General features: G+C 70.9%; 12 protein-coding genes. 2 read left to right on the top strand and 10 right to left on the bottom strand.

The window, feature by feature from the left end; all coding sequences use genetic code 11:
* Position 1: 1 nt before the first annotated feature.
* The 9 genes from ABEE00_RS07485 to ABEE00_RS07445 form a co-directional block, all read right to left on the bottom strand.
* A complete protein-coding gene (locus tag ABEE00_RS07485; protein WP_345744539.1) occupies positions 2–2,482 on the bottom strand; it encodes an SDR family NAD(P)-dependent oxidoreductase in 2,481 nt (826 codons plus the stop codon).
* A 21-nt stretch (positions 2,483–2,503) separates the two neighbouring features.
* The gene (locus tag ABEE00_RS07480; protein WP_345744469.1) at positions 2,504–6,820 is read right to left on the bottom strand and encodes a beta-ketoacyl synthase N-terminal-like domain-containing protein; all 4,317 of its coding nucleotides are present in this window, start codon (positions 6,818–6,820) and stop codon (positions 2,504–2,506) included.
* A complete protein-coding gene (locus ABEE00_RS07475) occupies positions 6,817–7,794 on the bottom strand; it encodes an SDR family NAD(P)-dependent oxidoreductase (protein ID WP_345744468.1) in 978 nt (325 codons plus the stop codon). The genes ABEE00_RS07480 and ABEE00_RS07475 overlap by 4 nt, the downstream gene beginning before the upstream one ends.
* Positions 7,791–8,654: an acyl carrier protein gene (locus ABEE00_RS07470; protein ID WP_345744467.1), complete on the bottom strand. Its 864-nt coding sequence runs from the start codon at positions 8,652–8,654 to the stop codon at positions 7,791–7,793. The genes ABEE00_RS07475 and ABEE00_RS07470 overlap by 4 nt, the downstream gene beginning before the upstream one ends.
* Before the next feature lie 75 nt (positions 8,655–8,729).
* Complete coding sequence (locus ABEE00_RS07465; protein ID WP_345744466.1) at positions 8,730–9,491, bottom strand: ABC transporter permease; 762 nt, start codon at positions 9,489–9,491, stop codon at positions 8,730–8,732.
* Complete coding sequence (locus ABEE00_RS07460) at positions 9,475–10,389, bottom strand: ABC transporter ATP-binding protein (RefSeq protein ID WP_345744465.1); 915 nt, start codon at positions 10,387–10,389, stop codon at positions 9,475–9,477. The genes ABEE00_RS07465 and ABEE00_RS07460 overlap by 17 nt, the downstream gene beginning before the upstream one ends.
* 23 nt (positions 10,390–10,412) lie before the next feature.
* Positions 10,413–10,976: a hypothetical protein gene (locus ABEE00_RS07455; protein ID WP_345744464.1), complete on the bottom strand. Its 564-nt coding sequence runs from the start codon at positions 10,974–10,976 to the stop codon at positions 10,413–10,415.
* A gap of 67 nt (positions 10,977–11,043) precedes the next feature.
* Positions 11,044–12,189: an LLM class flavin-dependent oxidoreductase gene (locus ABEE00_RS07450; protein WP_345744463.1), complete on the bottom strand. Its 1,146-nt coding sequence runs from the start codon at positions 12,187–12,189 to the stop codon at positions 11,044–11,046.
* A 99-nt stretch (positions 12,190–12,288) separates the two neighbouring features.
* On the bottom strand, positions 12,289–13,281 hold the full coding sequence (locus tag ABEE00_RS07445; RefSeq protein ID WP_345744462.1) for an Ldh family oxidoreductase: 993 nt from the start codon (positions 13,279–13,281) through the stop codon (positions 12,289–12,291).
* A 660-nt stretch (positions 13,282–13,941) separates the two neighbouring features.
* Between ABEE00_RS07445 and ABEE00_RS07440 the strand changes: the two genes are divergently transcribed.
* Positions 13,942–14,808, top strand: coding sequence for a PIG-L deacetylase family protein (locus ABEE00_RS07440; RefSeq protein ID WP_345744461.1), 867 nt, complete (start codon positions 13,942–13,944; stop codon positions 14,806–14,808).
* 104 nt (positions 14,809–14,912) lie between these two features.
* Here ABEE00_RS07440 and ABEE00_RS07435 read toward each other — a convergent pair whose 3' ends face one another.
* Positions 14,913–15,944 (bottom strand): PhlD, encoded by a 1,032-nt coding sequence (locus tag ABEE00_RS07435; protein ID WP_345744460.1) that lies wholly within the window; start codon positions 15,942–15,944, stop codon positions 14,913–14,915.
* Between the two features lie 408 nt (positions 15,945–16,352).
* Here ABEE00_RS07435 and ABEE00_RS07430 point away from each other — a divergent pair, with 408 nt between their 5' ends.
* Complete coding sequence (locus ABEE00_RS07430) at positions 16,353–17,912, top strand: arylsulfotransferase family protein (protein ID WP_345744459.1); 1,560 nt, start codon at positions 16,353–16,355, stop codon at positions 17,910–17,912.
* Positions 17,913–17,921 lie beyond the last annotated feature (9 nt).

The following is a 17,921-nucleotide window of genomic DNA, read 5'->3' as shown; positions in this document are numbered from 1 at the left end:
GTCATGCCGTGTCGGGACGCGTGAGCGTCAGATCGCGGACCTCCAGGAGGGTCCGGCCCCCGGTGTCGGCGAGCGTCACGTTCAACTGCTCGTCCTGTGCGTCGAGTACGGCCAGGCCCTCGGCGGTGGCGTCGCCGGGCCCCGCGTGCACCCGCAGTTCGGCCACCGCCGTGGGGAGGCCGCCGCGCCGTGTCGAGGGGTGGAAGCACAGCGACTGCAGGGCGAGGTCGAGCAGTCCGACGTTGAGCACGGACCGCCCGCGCACGTCCTCGTTCCAGTCGGCGAGGGTGCGCAGCTCCACGTGGTGCCGGGTGCCGTGGCGGCGGCAGGAGACGAGCTCCCGGAAGGCCGGGCCGTAGGTGATGCCGTTCGCCTCGAAGCGTTCGGCCAGGCCCTCCACCGGCACCTCGGCGGCGTCGTCGGGGAGCGCGGGCACCACGGCCCGCTGCCCGGGTGGCGGGTCGAGGCGCACGGTGGCGGTGAGGTGTTCCAGCGTGACGGGCAGCCAGGTGTGGTCGGGCAGCACGGGCGAGCTGGTCACGCACACGTCCAGCGCGGAGGGCGAGCGCCGTTCGACGGTGACGCGTACCTCCCTGCACCGCTCGGGCGCCAGGCTCAGCCCGCGCAGCAGCCGCAGGCCGGTGACGGTGAAGCCGCCGGTCTCCCCCAGGCACGCGTGCACCGACTGGCAGACCAGCTCCACGAAGTGCGCGAAGGGCACCCGCGCCGAGCCGCCGACGCGGTGGTCGGCGAGGCCCGCGTCCAGCTCGGGCTGGTAGGTCCAGCGCAGGTCCCAGGTGTCGGGCCCGGTCTCGTGGCAGGTGTCCACCAGCCGCAGGCGGCTGCGCGGCGCGGCGTTCCAGGGCGCGATGGTGCGGTTGCTGGTGGCCTCGGCCGGCATGCCCCGGTAGCCGAGGGTGAGTTGCGCCGGTACCCGTCCGGGGCTGCGCATCAGTGCGTCGGCCCAGGCCACGCCCTCCGCGACCTTCATGAACTCCACGTCGCGCTGCTCCAGCGCGAGCCGGGAGGAGGGCCGCACCGCCATGCCGACCTCGGCCCAGGCGGGCCAGGCGACCGAGCGGACCCGCGCTGCGGGGAAGTCCGCGGCGAGCCTGTGCGCGGCGACGGACAGGAACTCGCTCGCACCCGCGTAGTCGATCTGCCCGGGGCTGCCGTAGGTCCCGGCCGCCGAGCCGAACAGCATGACCAGCCGCGTCTCCTCGGACAGCAGCGGGGTCAGGTTGTAGAGCCCGCCGGTCTTCACGGCCGCCGTGCGCTCCCAGGACTCCCGCGTCTTGGAGCACAGCGCGCTGCTGGTCTCGATGCCGGCGCCGTGCAGCAGCGCGTGCACCGGCCCGGCGGAGGCGAGTGTCTCGTCGCAGAAACGCCGGGTGCGGTACGCGTCGGTGACGTCCAGGCGCACGTACTCGGCGCGTGCGCCCATGTCCCGCATCCGGGCCAGCGTGCGCAGGATCTCCAGGGAGTTGGTGATCTTGGACCAGTGGCGCTCGAAGGCGGGCGGCAGGAGCGTGCTGTCCTTCTCGCGCATGGCGGCGAACTGCCGCCGCTTGTGCTCGTCCAGCTGCTCGGCCGTCATGTGCAGCAGCTCGTCGCGGTCCCCCACGCCCAGCGCCGCACGGACGTTGGCCACCTCGGTCGTGCCCAGCAGCAGGTAGCGGCACGGCACATGGGAGGCCATCGTGCGCACCACCTCGGCCGTCACGCCGCGTGCCCCGCCCGTGGCCACGACCGTGCTGGTGCGGTCCAGCGGCAACTCGCCCTCGGCGCCCGGCAGGTCGGAGGGCTGCTCGAAGGCGGGGACCAGCGTCGTGGTGTAGGCGTGCGGCCCGGCAAGGCCCACCTCGCGGTGCGGGTGGCTGCCGTCGGACGCCAGGTCCAGCAGCCGGTCGGCCACCTGGCCCGCCGGTGTGGAGGGCGCCGCGTCCAGGACGACGGTGCGGATGACCGGCACCTCGCTGTGCAGGGCGCGGGCCATGCCGTGCAGGACGCCGGTGAGCGGGTCGAGGGTGCGCGCCCCGGACAGCCCGAACCTCCCGTCCGTCACGCTCACCACCGCGAAGCCCCCCGCGCCCCGCTCCACCCAGCGCCGCCCCAGCGGGGACAGGATGTGGAAGAGGGTGCGCATGGTCCCGGCCGCGTACATGCCGTCGGCCGGGTGGAAGGGCCGGTCCGTTCTGGCGCGCGCCGTGCAGCCGTCCAGGAAGAAGACCCAGTCCGGGAGGGTTCCGCCGGTCAGCCGCTGCGCCAGCTCCTCGGCGGTGACGGCCGCGCCCGCGTACCGTCCGGCGTGGTGGCGTACGGTCTCGCGCACCGTGACCACCTCGGCCTCGGCTCCGCACGCGGTCAGGCGCGCGGCGACCTCGCCGGCGAGTCCTTCACCGTCCGAGACCACCAGCACGCGTCGGCCCGCGAAGTCGTGCTGGACGGGCCGCAGGGTGCACGGGGTCGCTACCGGGATCATTCCGAGCACGTCGGCATCTCCTCACGCGGGGGTCGCGGCCAGGGCGCGTGCGGCCCCGCCCGCTCGTTCGCTGTCCGGCGGTACGGGGGCGGGGGCGAGGCCCAGGGCCCACAGCTGCGCCCGGGCGCGCTGGATCTGCGCGCGCTCGCCGCCCTTGGGGTGGAGCAGGGTCACCGTGCGCACGTCCGGCGCGTCGCCGAGGATCTCCGCGGCCAGCGCCGAGAGCGCCTTCTTGGGTCCTGCCTCGATGAACACCCGGGCGCCGCGGTCGTACGCGTCGCGGATCATGGTCTCGTAGTAGACGGGGAGCACGAACTGCTGCGCCAGGCTGTTCCGCAGCCGCGCGGGGCCCGCGTCGCGCGGGTAGGGCCGCGAGGTGAGCGTCTCGTAGACCGGCCGGTCCGGCGTGCGCAGCGGCACCGTGTCGAGGAAGGCGCGGTACGCGGGCACGGCTGAGCGGATCAGCGGCGAGTGGAAGGCACGCTCGATGGGCAGCGCGCGGCCCTCGACACCCCGCTCGGCCGCGCGCCCGAGCACCGTCCGCACCGCGTCGGCCGCCCCGGCGAGGACGCTCTGGCCGCGGCTGTTCCAGTTGGCGACGACCACGTCGGTGTCCTCGCCGATGAGTTCGGTGCCGGTGGCGCCCGAGGCGAAGAGCACGGCCATCGCCTGCTGACGCCCGCCGTCCGGCGCCTCGCGCGCCAGGCGGCCGCGGTGGTACGCGGTGCGCAGCGCGTCGGCGAAGGGGAGGCCGCCCGCCGCCGCGAGGGCGCTGACCTCGCCGAAGCTGTGCCCCAGGTGGCAACCGGCGGGCACCGACAGGCAGTTGAGCCAGTCGTCCAGCACGCCGCTCACCAGCAGGGTGGCGACCTGGCAGTGCGCGGTGCTGCTCAGCCACCGCTCGCCGCGCTCCGGGTCCGAGGTCCAGAAGCCCTCGCGCAGGTCGGGCACCTCCTCGGCGAGGACGGCCGCCGCCTCCTCGACGCGTTCGGCGGCGCCGGGCAGCACCTCGGCCGCCTGCCGCAGCATCCCCGCGTACGGGCTCCCCTGACCCGGATAGAGCCGGCAGACCGCACGGCGGTCCGGCGTGCCGGTGCCGAAGTAGAGCCCCATGTTGTCCCAGGGCGTGGTGCGCGCACCCTTCGCGGCAGCCGAGAGATACATGCGAACCCGCTTGCGCGCCTGAGCCAGGCCCTGCTCCCCCGGCTCGGTCACCAGGGCCAGCCGGTACGGGAATTCCGCGGGCGGCGGTCCGGACGGGGGCTCGCCTCCCGCAGCGAAGGCGTCGAGCGCGGCCGACAGCGCGCGGTCGTCTGGAGCTGCCCAGAGGTGGGTGGCGAGGGGGGTGTGCGGCGTGGGGGCTTCGGAGCGGTCGCGAGTCTCGCCGCGGCCGCTGACCTCCGCGTATGCGCCGGCCGGTGCCTCCGTACGGGTCCGCTCACGGTCGTCCGTCGGTGGCCGCTGCGGGCGGTACTCCTCCACGATCGCGTGGTAGTTGATGCCCGCCAAGCCGAAGGCGTTGACGCCCGCGCGCAGCGGTTCGTCGCCGTCGCGGGGCCACTCCCGGTCCTCGGTGACCACCTCGAACCGCTTGTCCGCCAGCCCCAGCGACGGGTTCGCGCGGGTGTATCCCGGGGTGGGCACCAGCCTGCCGTGCTGGAGGCACAGCACCGCCTTGATCAGCGCGGTCATGCCGGACGCGGCCTTCTGGTGGCCGAGGTTGCCCTTCACGCTGCCCAGGTAGACGGTCCCGCGGTTCTTCAACGAGGCGGAGAGCGCGTCCACTTCGGTGCTGTCGCCGAGCGCGGTCGCCGCTCCGTGCCCCTCGACGAAGCCGATGCCGGCCGGGTCCACGCCCGAGGAGCGGTACGCGCGCTCGATGGCCGTCCGCCGTCCCTCGGCGCTGGGCGCCAGCAGGCTGCGCCCCTTGCCGTCGCTGCTGCCGCATACCTCCCGCAGCACCGCCAGGATCTCGTCGCCGTCGCGCTCCGCGTCCTCCAGCCGCTTCATGCACAGCAGCCCGGCGCCGCCACCCATGATGAAGCCGTCGCCGTCCGCGTCGTACGGCCTGCCCACGCCCTGGGCGCTCAGCGCGCGGATCGCCGCCAGCGCGGAGTGGTTCATCAGGCCCAGGCCCATGCCGACCGCGCCGCACAGCACGAAGTCGAGGGTGTGCTGCCGCAGTTCCTGCGCGGCGAGCGAGACGGCGGCCAGCCCCGTGGCACAGGCGGCGCGCACCGCGTAGCTCTTGCCCCGCAGGTCGAAGGCGCTGGCCAGTACGGAGGCGAGGGTGGACCCGAAACCGGAGACCGAGGTGTCCTGGTCGACCGCGCGCAGCCGCAGCCCCGGGTCGTGCCACATCGCCTCGCGCAGCTCCGCCCACGGCACGTCGACGCCCTGCGCGCGGGCGAAGCGGCGCAGCGCGCGCAGCCACGGCCCGAAGCGCACGGACTGGATCAGCTCGAACTCGCGGTCCGAGTCGGGCAGTTGCCCCATCACGCAGCCGGCGCGGCCCCGTTCCATACCGGCGAGCAGCGTGTCGAGGCGGGGCGCGAGCCGGGAGGCGCAGGAGAGCAGCACGAGGATCTCGTCGCTCAGCTCCGGCACCTGGCGCGGCAGGATCCGCCACCTCAGGTGGTCCACGTCCCGCGACACTTCGGGGAAGGCGGCCCGGTGCAGGTATTCGCCCTGTTTCCGCAGGTCGGGGTCTTCCTGGTAGAGGTCGAGGTCCGCGATGAACTCCTCCAGCGCGGTCCCGGAGGCCACGCCGGCCCGCAGATTCCTCCAGAAGGCGGCCAGGTCGGGCGCTTCGGGGGCGACCGCCTCCATGCCGATGATGGCGATCGGCGAGCGGGCCGGGCGGAAAGCGGCCGTTCCCTTGGTTGCCGCGCCGGACCCCGTACGGGAAACCGTGCCGGTTGCAGGCGCGGAGGCGACACCGGCATCGCTTGCCGCGCCCTCGTCCTGTTCCAGCAGCAGGTGGTAGTTGATGCCCCCGTAGCCGAAGGCGCTCACGCCCACCCGCAGGGCGCGGCCGGGGTCGTCGGCGCCGAGCGGTGCCACCTCGCGCTGCAGGCGCAGCCGGTCGGCGGCCTCGGCCACCTCGGGGCGCGGCTGTCCGACGTTGAGCGTCGGGGGCAGGTGGCCGTGCCGGAAGAGGAACATCCCGCGCAGCATGCCGACCATCCCGGCGCTCTCCACGGTGTGCCCGATCATGCTCTTCGCCGAGCCGAAGGGCAGCGGCGCGGGGCGCCCGGCGGAACCGTACGTGCTGAGCATGGCGGCCAGTTCGGCCCCGTCACCCGCGTACGTCGAGGTGCCGTGCGCCTCCACGTAGTCCACGTCCCGCAGGCCGAAGGGCAGCCCCTCGAACGCGCCCCGTATCGCGCGCTCCTCGGCCTCGGCCGACGGCGCCCAGGTGGAGGTCGTACGGCCGTTGGTGCTGTGGCCGATGCCGCGGATGACCCCGAGCACGCGCCGGCCCGCGCGGCGCGCGTCCTCCAGGCGCATGAGCAGCATCATCACGCCGCCCTCCCCCGGCACCAGGCCGTCGGCCGCGGCGCCGAAGGGGAAGCTGCCGTTCTTGGAGAGGGTCTTCGCCGCGGAGTTGATGACGAAGACGTCGGGGGTGAGGATGCCGACGCCGGCCACGAGCACCGCGTCGAACTCCCGCTGGTGCAGACCCATGCAGCCGGAGTGCAGGGCGGCCAGCGAGCTGCCGCAGGCCGCGTCGATGCCGTAGTGGGTGCCGTGCAGGTCGAAGTAGTTGGCGATGCGCCCGCCGATGGTCGCGGACTCGCCGTTGATCGCCAGGTCCTCGCGCTTGTTCGGGTACTGCTCCCTGACCTGCTCCTGGAAGGCATCGAGTACGCCGTCGAGCGCGGGTTCGCAGCGGCGGGCGGCGGCGGCCCAGTGGGCGGTCTCCAGGTGCATGTTCGCGCCGACGCGGCTGCCCGCGCCGCCGGTGACGTTCGCGATGATGACCGCGGTCTCCTCGCGCGGCAGCGGCGCCTGCTCCTCGCCCTCCTCCAGCACGCGCTTGGCCAGGTCCATGGCCAGCATGTGCACCGGGTCCATCCGCTCGATGACCTTGGGCGCGATGCGGAAGGCGCCCGGCTCGATCCGCCAGGGAGAGAGGAATCCGCCGAGGTTGGTGTACGAGGTGTTGGGGTGGCCCCCGTCGTCCTTGTCGTACGCCTCGCAGCCGCGCCAGAAGGACTCGTCCGCCTCGCCGATGGAGCACACGCCGTTGCGGTTGTTGGCGAAGAACTCCTCCAGCGTCGCGGCGCCCGGGAGCCTGCACTCGGCGGAGACGATGGCGACCGGTTCGAAATTCATGACGTGCTCCCCCTCGACACGTGCTCCTGGTCGGCCCGTTCGGCGTGCTGCTCGGCTTCTTGCTCCGCGCGCTGCTCCCCGTTCTGCTGCACGTGTTGCTGCGCGTGCCCTTCCCCGTCCGGCTCGCGGGCGGAGAACGCCGGGCGGTGGACGGTGCTGAACCACCCGCCGTCCACGTTCACCACCTGGCCCGTCACATAGTCGGCGCCCGCGGCGCACAGCAGCAGCACCGTCTCCGCGATCTTCTCCACGGGGGGCGGGCCCATGGGCGTCTCGCTCTCGCACATCGCCAGCCACGCCTCGGCCTGGGAGAAGTAGCTCAGCGAGAGCGTGGGAAAGACGGTGGCGCGTACGGCGTTCACCGAGACGCCCCGCGGCGCCAGTTCGAGCGCGAGGGAGCGCACCAGCGATTCGCTCGCGGCCTTGGCGGCCCCCACGACCCCGTACCCCTCAGACGAGCGCACCGCTCCCACGCTCGTCATGTACAGCACCTTCCCCCCGCGCGGCATCAGCGGGGACAGGTGCCGCACGAGAGAGACGAGGGAGTACGAATTGACGGCCAGCGACCGCTGGAACATCTCCGCATCGGCGTCGATGACCCGCGCCTCGGTGCCGCCGGCCGCGCAGTGCACGAGGATGTCCAGCCTGCCGAAGCGCTCGCGGACCAGCGCCGCGAGCTCGGCTACCTGCGCCTCGTCGGCCACATCGGCGCGTACGTAGGTGGCGCGGCCGCCCTCGGCCTTGATCCTCTTGGCGACCAGCCGCCCGTCCACCGCCGTGTTGGCCGAGTTGAGGACCACGTGGGCGCCCTGCTCGGCCAGCAGTCCGGCCACGGCACGGCCCAGGCCGCGGCTGCTGCCGATCAGCAAGGCGACCTTTCCGGCGAAGCCCGGGAGTTCGGGCCGGCCCCTTTCCTCCCGGCTCGCCTCCACCCGGTCCGTTTCCGCCCGGCCCGCTTCCGCCCGCGCGGTCACGTCTCGGATTCCAGGCGCTGGGCTATGTACTCCGCGATCTTCCCGATGGTGGAGTAGTCCTTCATCAGGAAGCCCTCGTCCATCTCCAGGCCGTACTCCTCGCGCAGCCGGGCGAGCGTCTGCACCTGCTTGATGGAGTCGATGCCGAGGTCGACCTCCAGGTCGAGGTGGTCCTCGAAGATCTCCGGCGGATACCCGCTCACCTCGGCCACCAGCTCGATGAGCCGCGCCTTGACCTCCTCCACGGAGGCGGGCCGGTGCACGGCCGGCGCGGTCTCCTCGTCCTCGGGGTCGAAAAAGTCGATGCCGGCCTTTTCGGGGGGTGCGGGCGGTGTGGTCGGGGCGGCGGCCGGGGCAGTCGGAGCCGGTTTCGTCGCCAGGGTCGGTGCCGGTGTGGGTGCGGGTGCCGACGTCGGTGCGGGTGCCGGAGCCAGTGCGGATGCCGGCGCCGGTGTCGGCTCAGCTTCCTTTACGGCGGCGGGTGTTACGGGCGCCGCGGCTGGTGGTGAGGCGGGCGCGGCCGCCTGGACCGGAGCGGGGGTCGGAACGGGAGCCGCAGGCTCGGCGGAGGCGGCAGCGGTGGCCGTCACCGGAGCAGGGGGAGCCGTCTCGCGCGCCGGGACCGCCGGCCGTACCGCCGACGTCGCGGCGCCGTTGGAGCCCGGAGCCCCCGGAGCCCCTCCGGCGTCGGAGATCATCGACCAGGCGTAGAGCATCAGCCGTCCCCAGCGGTCCGGGTCCTCCTCGATGAACCGGAGGAATTTCTCGTCGGCCGCGTCGAGGAATTTCTCGCCCAACAGCACGCTGGCGGCGAGCTGTACGGAGACGGAAACGTCCTGGCGCACCTGCATCTCGGTCATGAGTCCCCCTCTGTGAAGAACCTCGGATTCGGTGAACGGCCTGGGGTTTCTACCGCTGTCTTCTGTCTGGTGCTTCTACTTCGCCTTCCATTGCATCTTGGAGCCCGCGACCCACAGGGTGACCGCGGTGAGTGCGGTCAGCACGCCGATGTCCAGCCACACTTGGCCGGTCACCGGGCCGACGAGCACTTCGCGCATGGCGTCGGCCGCGTAGTTGGTGGGGCTGAAATGGCTGACCGCGATGAGCCAGTCGGGAAGCCGGTCGGCCGGGATGATCACCGGCCCCAGGAAGAGCATCAGGATGGTCAGCATCAGCGTGAAGGAACTGGCTTCCTCCTGCGTCCTGGAGACCACCCCGATAATCGCCCCGATTCCCGCCAGGGGCAATACGCACAGCGGTATCACCAGAAGGACGAGCGGGCTCACCGACAGATCGACGTCCAGCACGAACGACCCGAGGAAAAGGGTCACCAGCACCGAGGGAACGGACAGCACGAAGAACGCCAGCACGGTGGCGAGGATGACGATGTAGCGGCGTATCGGAAGCGTGCCGAAGAAGTCCAGCGTCCCCATGGCCTTCATGAAGGAGAAGTTCTGCGCCACCTTGTTCTGGTTCTCGAACATGAGGGCCAGGACGATGCTTCCGGTCAACACGTACACCAGGGCCTGCTGCCCTCCGCTGCGCGCGAACGAGCCCAGCGCGATGATGCTCATCAGCGGGGTGATGATCCCGGTGACGACCATCGCGCGCCAGGACCAGCGCCAGTTGGAGAGCTGCATGAGGCCGAGGTCGATGAATTGGGGCAGCACGCCCGGGCGTTCATTCTGAGTTCGCATAATGCAGATACAAATCTTCCAGAGTCGCCGAGTAGAGCCTGTAGTCGATCGATTCGTTCAGCCGGAGCCCCGACAGGAGCGCGGGAACGTCCTCGCGCGGGACGGTGAGCACCACGTTGTCCGGCGACTTCCAGTGGTGCGGGAGCTGGAGGGGGAGGTCCGGGACCTCTCCGGGAGCCAGCCAGATCTCCAGCCGCATGTGGGTCTGGAGTTCCCGCTTCAGCTCCGCCGGCTGCCCCAGCGCGGTGAAGGAGCCGCGCCGCATGATCCCGACGCGGTGGACGATCCGCTCCGCCTCGATCGCGTCGTGGGTGATGAAGACGATGGTCGTGCCGTGCTCCGCGTTGCATTTGCGCAGCACTTCCCACACGTGGTTGCGGTTCACGGGGTCGAGGTCGTTCGTCGGCTCGTCCAGGATGACGACCGGGAGCCGGCCGGCCATGGCCAGCGCGAGCTGCATCAGCCGCCGTTGCCCTCCCGACAGGTGCGAGCTGGACTTGCCGCGCACCTCCCCCAGTTTCCAGGTCTCGATCAGCGCGTCGCGCTCCCTGGCGGCCTCCTTGCGCGGCATGCCCCGCAGGTGCGCCGCGAAGTAGAGGGCCTCGGAGACCTTCAGCCGGTTCAGCGCCATGCTGCTCTGCGGCATGAACGCGGTCGTCATGCTCACATGCAGCGGATTGTCCGGAACGGACTTCCCGTAGAGCCGTATCTCGCCGGAGGTCGAGCGCAGGAGATTGACCATCTGCCGTACGAGCGTGGTCTTCCCGGCACCGTTGTCGCCGAGGATTCCGAAGACTTCTCCGGTCCTGATGTCCAGGGACACGTGGTCGGTGGCGGCCTCGGTCTGGTTCGGATAGACCTTCACCAGGTCTTCGATTGCATAGGCGATGTCCGTCAATCCCGCTCCCGTTCCTGATCCGGTCAGAGTTCGTTGTAGACGCTGTGCGCCGGGTCGAGGGCCAGCCGGTCCTCGAGGACACGCACGCTGTACTTCCTGGACTGCTTCTCGTAGTACTCGAATTTCTTGTCCAGATGGATGTGCTCCGTCGCCACCGCGCTGAAGATCTGGTTCGGCGTCATGGTGAGCGGGTCGACCCCCATGCGCGAGAGGTCGAAACGCTTGAGCGCGATGGTCTCCTCGACCTCTTTGTTGAAGTAGTAGCCCCCCTCGACGAGCCGGGTCTCCCGGCTGCCGAAGTCCATCATGTAATCCTGCCCGTCCACCGTCATCTCCATGGCGATGTGCGCGGTGGACGGAATGAATCCGGGAACACGCCGCTCGTGGTAGACGACCATCGGGTGGATTCCGTGCCGGTTCATGAGCGCACAGGCCACCAGCGTGCGGTCCGGGCAGGGACCGAATGCCATGGCGTCGCCGTCGTCGAGGATCTGGTGGACATTGCGGTTGCCGAAGTCGTTCCGTAGCCGGTCGGAATCCCAGACGGTCTTCACCACGTGCTGGTGGATGAAATCCACCACGGACATCAGGACGTTGGACCCGGTCGCGCAGAATGCAGGAAAGGACGGTGCGTTCGCCATGCTCCCCCTCTCTCTAGGCCGGTTCGGCCGCCAGACCCTTGCGGCGCAGGCGCGGCAGCACGCCCTCGCCGACCCAGTACGCCTCCTCCAGGTGCGGGAAGCCGGACAGGATGAACTCCTCGATGCCGAGCTCCGCGTACTCCTCGATGCGCTCGGCCACTTCGGCATGGCTCCCCACCAGCGCGGTGCCGGCGCCGCCCCGCAGCAGCCCGATGCCGGACCACAGATTCGGGTAGACCTCCAGGTCGCGCGGCTCCCAGCCGGCGCGGAAGCCCGCGTGCAGCTCCCGCATCCTGGCCTGACTGGTCGACTCGCTGGCCGCGAGCGTCTGCTGGACCTTCCCGACGTGGTCCCTGTCCAGCCCCGCGAGCAGCCGTTCGGCAGCCGCCCACGCCTCGGCCGAGGTGTCGCGGGTGACCACGTGGAAGCGGATGCCGAAGCGGAGACTGCGCCCCTCGTCGGCGGCCAGCTTCCGGATGCGCCCGATCTTCTCGGCGGCCTGCTCCGGCGGCTCGCCCCAGGTGAGGTACGTGTCGATGTGCCGCGCCGCGACCGGCCCCGCCGCCTCCGAGGAGCCGCCGAAGTACAGCTCGGGCAGCGGCGAGGGCGGGGCGGACACGGTGGCGCCGGTCACCCTGTAGTGCGCGCCGTCGAAGTCGAAGGGCGTGCCGCTCCAGGCGCCGCGCAGCACGGAGAGGAATTCGTCGGTGCGGGCGTAGCGGTCGTCCTTGGACAAGTAGTCGCCGAATCTGGCCTGTTCGTCGGCCTCTCCCCCGGTGACCACGTTGAGCAGCAGCCGGCCGCGGGAGATGCGCTGGTAGGTGGCGGCCATCTGGGCGGCCAGGGTCGGCGTGATGAGCCCGGGCCGGAAGGCGACCAGGAATTTCAGGCGTTCGGTCTCGCGGATGAGCGCGGCCGTGGTCAGCCACGCGTCCTCGCACCAGGTGCCGGTGGGCGTGAGGATCGCGTCGAATCCCATGTGTTCGGCCGCACGCGCGATCTGCGCCATGTAGCCGATGTCGGGGGCGCGGAACCGGTCGGCCCCCTCCTCGCGGGCGCCCTCTCCCCCGTGGCCGGGGCCGTGCGTGCCGTGCGTGCCCACCGTCAGCGAGCGCCCGTCGCTGGCCGTCGGGAGGAACCAATGAAACCGGAGTGTCACCGTGCCTCCATTTCCTCCGGAGCCGGACCCCAGGGATCCGGATCGATCCCAGGGAGCCGGAACGTCAGTCGGTCCAGTCGCTTCAGTCGGTCAGTCGGTTCAGTCCGTGTCGAAATCACCCGCGGCGCGGGCGCGGAGTCGCGCGTGCAGTACGCCGTCCAGCGTCAGGTATCCGGATTCCAGCGCCGCCCGCATGCGCGCCTCCGACTCCCGCCCGGGAATCCGTACGGAGTCGCCCTCGCGGGTCGTGGCCTTCTCCATTGCCTCAAGGAGCCGTTGGTTGTCCGCGGCGAATGCGTTCAGGGCTCCGCCGAACGAGGGGTCGACCGCCATGAACGCGTAGCCGGTCTCCCATGTGGAGGTCACCTCGTGGCTCATCGGGAATCCGAAAAGGGAACCTGTCAGAATCTGCACCATCAGCGATACGGCGAATCCCTTGTGCCCGCCGAACACCACCGCGGACTCGGCCTCGTGCGGGTCCTCGGTGAAATCGCCGTGCGCGTCGACAAAGCAGCCCGGCGGCAAGGGAGTTCCACTGCGCCGGCACTCCCACAGCAGTCCCATGGGCGCCTTCGTGGTGGACATGTCGATCGCGACGGGCGCCTCGCGGGTGGGGAAGGCGAAGCTCAGCGGGTTCACGCCGAGGAACGGGGTGCGGCCGCCCTCGATGGTGCCGTCCGGCCTGGAGGTGTTCATCACCAGCCCGAACATTCCCTGGTGGGCAATGTGTTCGGCCCAGGGTGCGAGCACCCCGTACCGCTGCACGTTGAGCACCCCGACCATGCCGACGCCGGACTCGCGCGCCTTGCGCACCGCGGTGCGGACCGCGAAGTCCGCGCTCACGGGGCCCACTTCGCGCCGCCCGTCGACGACCGCCAGGCCGCCGTGCTCGTGCGTGATGCGGGGGCGGCCCTGCCGCTCGGCGAAGAAGCGGCATTCGAAGCAGAACTTCGCGATGCCGTGCGTCGGCTTTCCCCGCAGTTCTCCCTCCAGATAGTGGTCGACGACGAGATCGATGTCCTCTTCGGGGACCGCGGTGCGCAAGCACACCTCCGCCATCAGCGTTCTGATCTCCGCGATGCCGATGCGCATTGCTATATGCCCGGAGAAAGCCGCCGGACCGAAGGAGCACGGCCGGCGCTGCGGGGGCGGTGGGACTCCTCACGGGAGAGGCTTCGGGCGAGGTGCGAAGTCGTCCGATTCCCGGTGACCCGTAAGGAAGATCGTGAATGTCTCTGCATGCATGGTGTCGCATAAACACGAGGCATGTTGCAAACAGTGCCGTATCGCCCACCACCGGGGAAAGTCGGCGGTTTGTTGTTGGCCGGACGACGGATGTTCAAACACTGTACGGGCACCGTGCACCGGATCCCCCATGACCAGCGCCTTACGCCGCATCACCATGCACACCACTCGCCCCGACCGCCGCCACGATGTGACCCACGTCACCGCCGACTTGAGAGGTCTGTACCATTTTCTCCGTTTCCCCCGCCGCGTTTTCGGCCACTGTGTCAGGACTGGAGAAAGGGAATCCGCACCTCCGGAGATTCCGGATGCGCGAAGCGGCAAGAACACGAGCGCGGGATTCCCGGATTCACCCGCGCCTCCCCCGCATCACCTCGCAGGCCGTCAATTCCCTTCCCCGGAAGGGAAGATCGGGAAAGCGGCGGTCGCGGCGAGCGCGACTCCGCTTCCTCTTTCCTTCCGCGCAGCCGGTCAGCGGCACCGTGAGCGGTGCGGCAGGATGGCGGCATGGCAACGGTTCTGGCTTTTCACGCGCACCCGGACGACGAGGTGCTGATGACGGGCGGCACCCTCGCGCGTGCGGCGGCGGCCGGGCATCGCGTGGTCATCGTGGTCGCCACGGACGGGCTCATGAAGGAGGCGCCGGAGGACGGCGAGACCCCGCGCATGGGCGAACTGCGCGCGAGCGCGAGGCGGTTGGGCGTCTCCCGCGTCGTGCACCTGGGGTACGCCAGCAGCGGCCACGGCCCGGTGCTCTACCCCGACCCCGCCGACCGGCAGCGCTTCGTGCGCGCCGGCACCGAGGAGGCGGCCGGGCGGCTGGCGGCGATCCTGCGCGAGGAGGAGGCGCAGGTGCTGCTCAGCTACGACCCCAACGGCGGGTACGGCCACCCCGATCACGTGAAGGTGCACGAGGTCGGTCGCAGGGCGGCCGCGCTCAGCGGCGTGCCCCGGCTGCTGGAGGCCACCATGCCGCGCGACACGGTCGAGCGCCTGGTGCGTCTGATCCGCGCGCTGCGGATCCCGTTCCGCTTCGACGACGAGGCGCTGAGCAGCGCCTACAGCCCGCGCTCGGCGATCACGCACACCCTGCGGGTACGCCGCTTCGCCCGGGACAAGCAGGCGGCGCTCGCCGCGCACCGCTCCGAGGTGATGGGCCGCGGCCGCATCGCCCCCGTGATGCGCGCGCTGGTGCGCATGCCGGCCCCGCTCTTCGGCCTGCTGCTGGGCCGCGAATGGTACGTCGAGGTCACGGACACCGACACGGTCGGCGAGGTGTCGTCACGCGACATGGCGCAGGACCTCTTCGCACTCCTCCCGCGCGGCACCGGCACACCGGACCCGCACGGCGTCCACGTACAGGAGCGCGGCTAGCAACACCCGGCGTAGGGCGCCCGGTTCGAGCCATCGCGCACGGCGTTCCATGGCGCCTGCCGCACACGGCGCTCGACGCCCACCAGGCCGCCAGGCCCCCGCGCTCAGTTCCAGATTCCCCGTACGGCCGCCACCGTGAAGCCGGGGCCGAAGGCCAGCAGCAGGCCGCCGGTTCCCGGCGCGGGCGGCGACGCGTGGCTGCGGCGGAGGATGTCCAGCACCGCGTTGCCGCCCAGATTGCCGCTCTGCTCAAGGGAGTCGAGGGAGTGCCGGGCGCTGCCGGCGTCCAGGCCGAGGGCCGCGGTGGTGCCGGTGATGATGCGCGGCCCGCCCGGGTGGATCACGGCGAAGGAGGGCCGCCACCCGCGCAGCCACTCCAGCACGCGCGGCATCGCCTCGCCAGGGGCTGCCAACGCCTTCTTGGTGGAGTCGAAGTGCAGGCCGGCGGCGTCCACCCGGCCCCAGTAGCGGTCGAGGGAGTCGGGCAGCACGTACTCGAAGGTCTCCTCGACGGCCAGGCCGGGGCCCAGCGGCGCGTCGGTGACCACGCAGGCGCCGGCCGAGTCGCCGAACAGCGCCTTGTAGATCATGCTCTCCACGCTGTCCTCGTCCCTGTGGTAGATCGCGGAGAGCACCTCGGCCACCACGACCAGCACCTTCGCGCCCGGCCTGGCCTTGAGCAGGTCGGCAGCGCGGATGAGCGCCTGCGCGCCGCCGGCGCACGCGAGGGAGCCCATCGGGAGGCGGCAGATCTCGGGACGCAGGCCCAGCTCGGCGACCAGCCGTACGTCGAGATTCGGCACGGCCCACGAGGTGGTGTGGCTGGTGATCATCGCGTCCACCTCGGCGGCGTGCAGGCCTGTGTGCTCCAGCGCGCCCCGCGCGGCCTCCACGGCCAGCCCGGCGGCGTCGGTGAACGCCGAGGACATGCGGTGTGCGGCGCCGTTGGCCGCCACCACCTCCTCGAAGGGGCGGGTGAAGTAGCGCTCGGCCACCCCGCACCCCTCGATGACGCGGAGGAACACCGGGAGCCGCGGGTGCTCCGCGTGGCGCGCGCGGACGTCCGCGCCGATCTCGGCGGTGGTGACCTTGTACGGCGGTAAGACGGTGACGGGTTCGCTGACGTGGGCAGGCACGGTTCCCCCCGCGGTGAAAGTGGATGAGAGAGGCGAACTCTACTGCGTGACCCATGACGTACCGGAGGAAAACGGGTCGCCTACGACAAGGCGCATCTCCGGGTCTTGACACTCACTTCGGGCCGCGTCCACGATGCTTGCGCTGCGCGGTGCCGCATGCCCCGGACCCGGTGCGAGGTCCGGATCCGCGCCCCGCGCGCTTCTCGCCATTCCGCAGTTCCGTTTTCCGCTGTTCCGCTGTATTCAGCCCTTGCGCCCGTGCTCCGAGTGCCGATGCACGTACGGCCGATTCCCGGGCGCAGCACCACTTCTCACTTCCCGTACGCAGCGGGGGCGGGCTTTTCCGTACGCACACACCGCGCAGGACGACGGCATTCATCGACGGCATTCTTCGAAGGAGCGTCCAACGTGAGCGGCAGAGCACGGCACACGGCACGGGGGAACCGACGGCGCGGCACCCATCGGATGGTGCGCGCCGCGACGCTGTCCGTTCTCCTCGGCCTCTCCACCCTGACGATTCCCTCGGTCTCGGCGCAGCCCGCTCCCGAAAAAAGCCAGGCGGAGGACCAAAACCAGGACCAGCCGCACCAGTTCGTGACCCGCCCCGATCTGCGGCCCCCGCGCATCACCGTCCGCACGCCCGCGCAGGGCACCGCCCCGGGGTCGGTCTTCCTCTCGCCCAAGACCGACACGCTCTCGCTGGAGCCCGCGCTGCCGCAGGGCGGTCCGGAGATCGTGGACGACCAGGGGCAGCCGGTGTGGTTCGGCAAGCGCGGCGACGGCATGCTGATCCGCACGGCCGCGCTCCAGCCGCAGACCTACCAGGGCAAACCCGTGCTGACCTGGTGGGAAGGACTCCCCGTACAGGTCGACGAGCTCGGCAACCCGGTGTTCGGGAACTGGGTGGTCATGGACCAGTCCTACCGCGTCATCGCCCGCGTACGACCTGGCAAAGGCCTGCCGTTCTCGGACATGCACGACATGAAGATCACCCCGCAGAACACCGCCCTGATCCTGGTCTACAAGCAGACCCTGCGGAAGATCGGGAACGTCATCCAGCCGGTCATCGACAACGTCATCCAGGAAATCGACATCAAGTCGGGCCGGGTGCTCATGAATTGGAGCAGCCTCGACCACATCGGCATCCCGGAGTCCTATTTCCCGCGCAAGAACCTGGTGCCGTACCACTATCTGCACCTCAACTCGCTGACCCTGGACGACGACGGGAACATCCTCGTCAGCGGCCGGCACACCAGCACCGTCTACAAGATCGACCGGCATACGGGGAAGGTGCTCTGGCGGCTGGGCGGCAAGAAGAGCGACTTCACCCTCGGCAAGGGCGCGGCATTCGCCTGGCAGCACGACGTGTCCAGGGAGCGGGACGGCACGCTCTCCATGTTCGACAACACCGCCATCACGACGGGCAAGGAGGGCGGAGAGAAGCGGTCGCGCGGACTCGTACTCGATGTGGACGAGCAGAAGAAGACCGCCACGCTCAAGCACGAATACCTCAGCCCTGACGGCCTGCAGTCCGGAACGCAGGGCAGCATGCAGGTGCTTCCGAACGGCAACGCCTTCGTCGGCTGGGGAACGCACGGGTATTTCACCGAGTTCTCCCCGAAGGGGCAGGTGCGCTTCAACGCCTCCTTCGCCAAGGACCGCGTCAATTCCTACCGGGCCTTCCGCTTCCCGTGGCGGGGCAAGCCGGAGGACCGCCCTGCGGTGGCGGGCCGCGGCGAGGGCGGCGGCACGACCGCGTACGCCAGTTGGAACGGCGCCACCGACGTCGCCTCGTGGAGGTTCCTCGCCGGCCCGTCCCCGACCGCGCTCAAGGAGGTGAAGGAGGTGCCGAAGAAGGGCTTCGAGACCTCGGCCGGACTGGGCCGGAACGAGGCGTACGTCGCCGTGCAGGCGCTGGACGCGAAGGGCGGGGTCCTGCGCACCTCCGCCCCGGCCGCCGTGCGCTGAGCAGCACCC

Origin of the sequence: Streptomyces odontomachicola (genome assembly GCF_039605595.1) — a bacterium.
Classification (GTDB): domain Bacteria; phylum Actinomycetota; class Actinomycetes; order Streptomycetales; family Streptomycetaceae; genus Streptomyces.
Note: the sequence above shows the minus strand (reverse complement) of the source record. Positions and strands in the feature narration are given on the sequence as shown.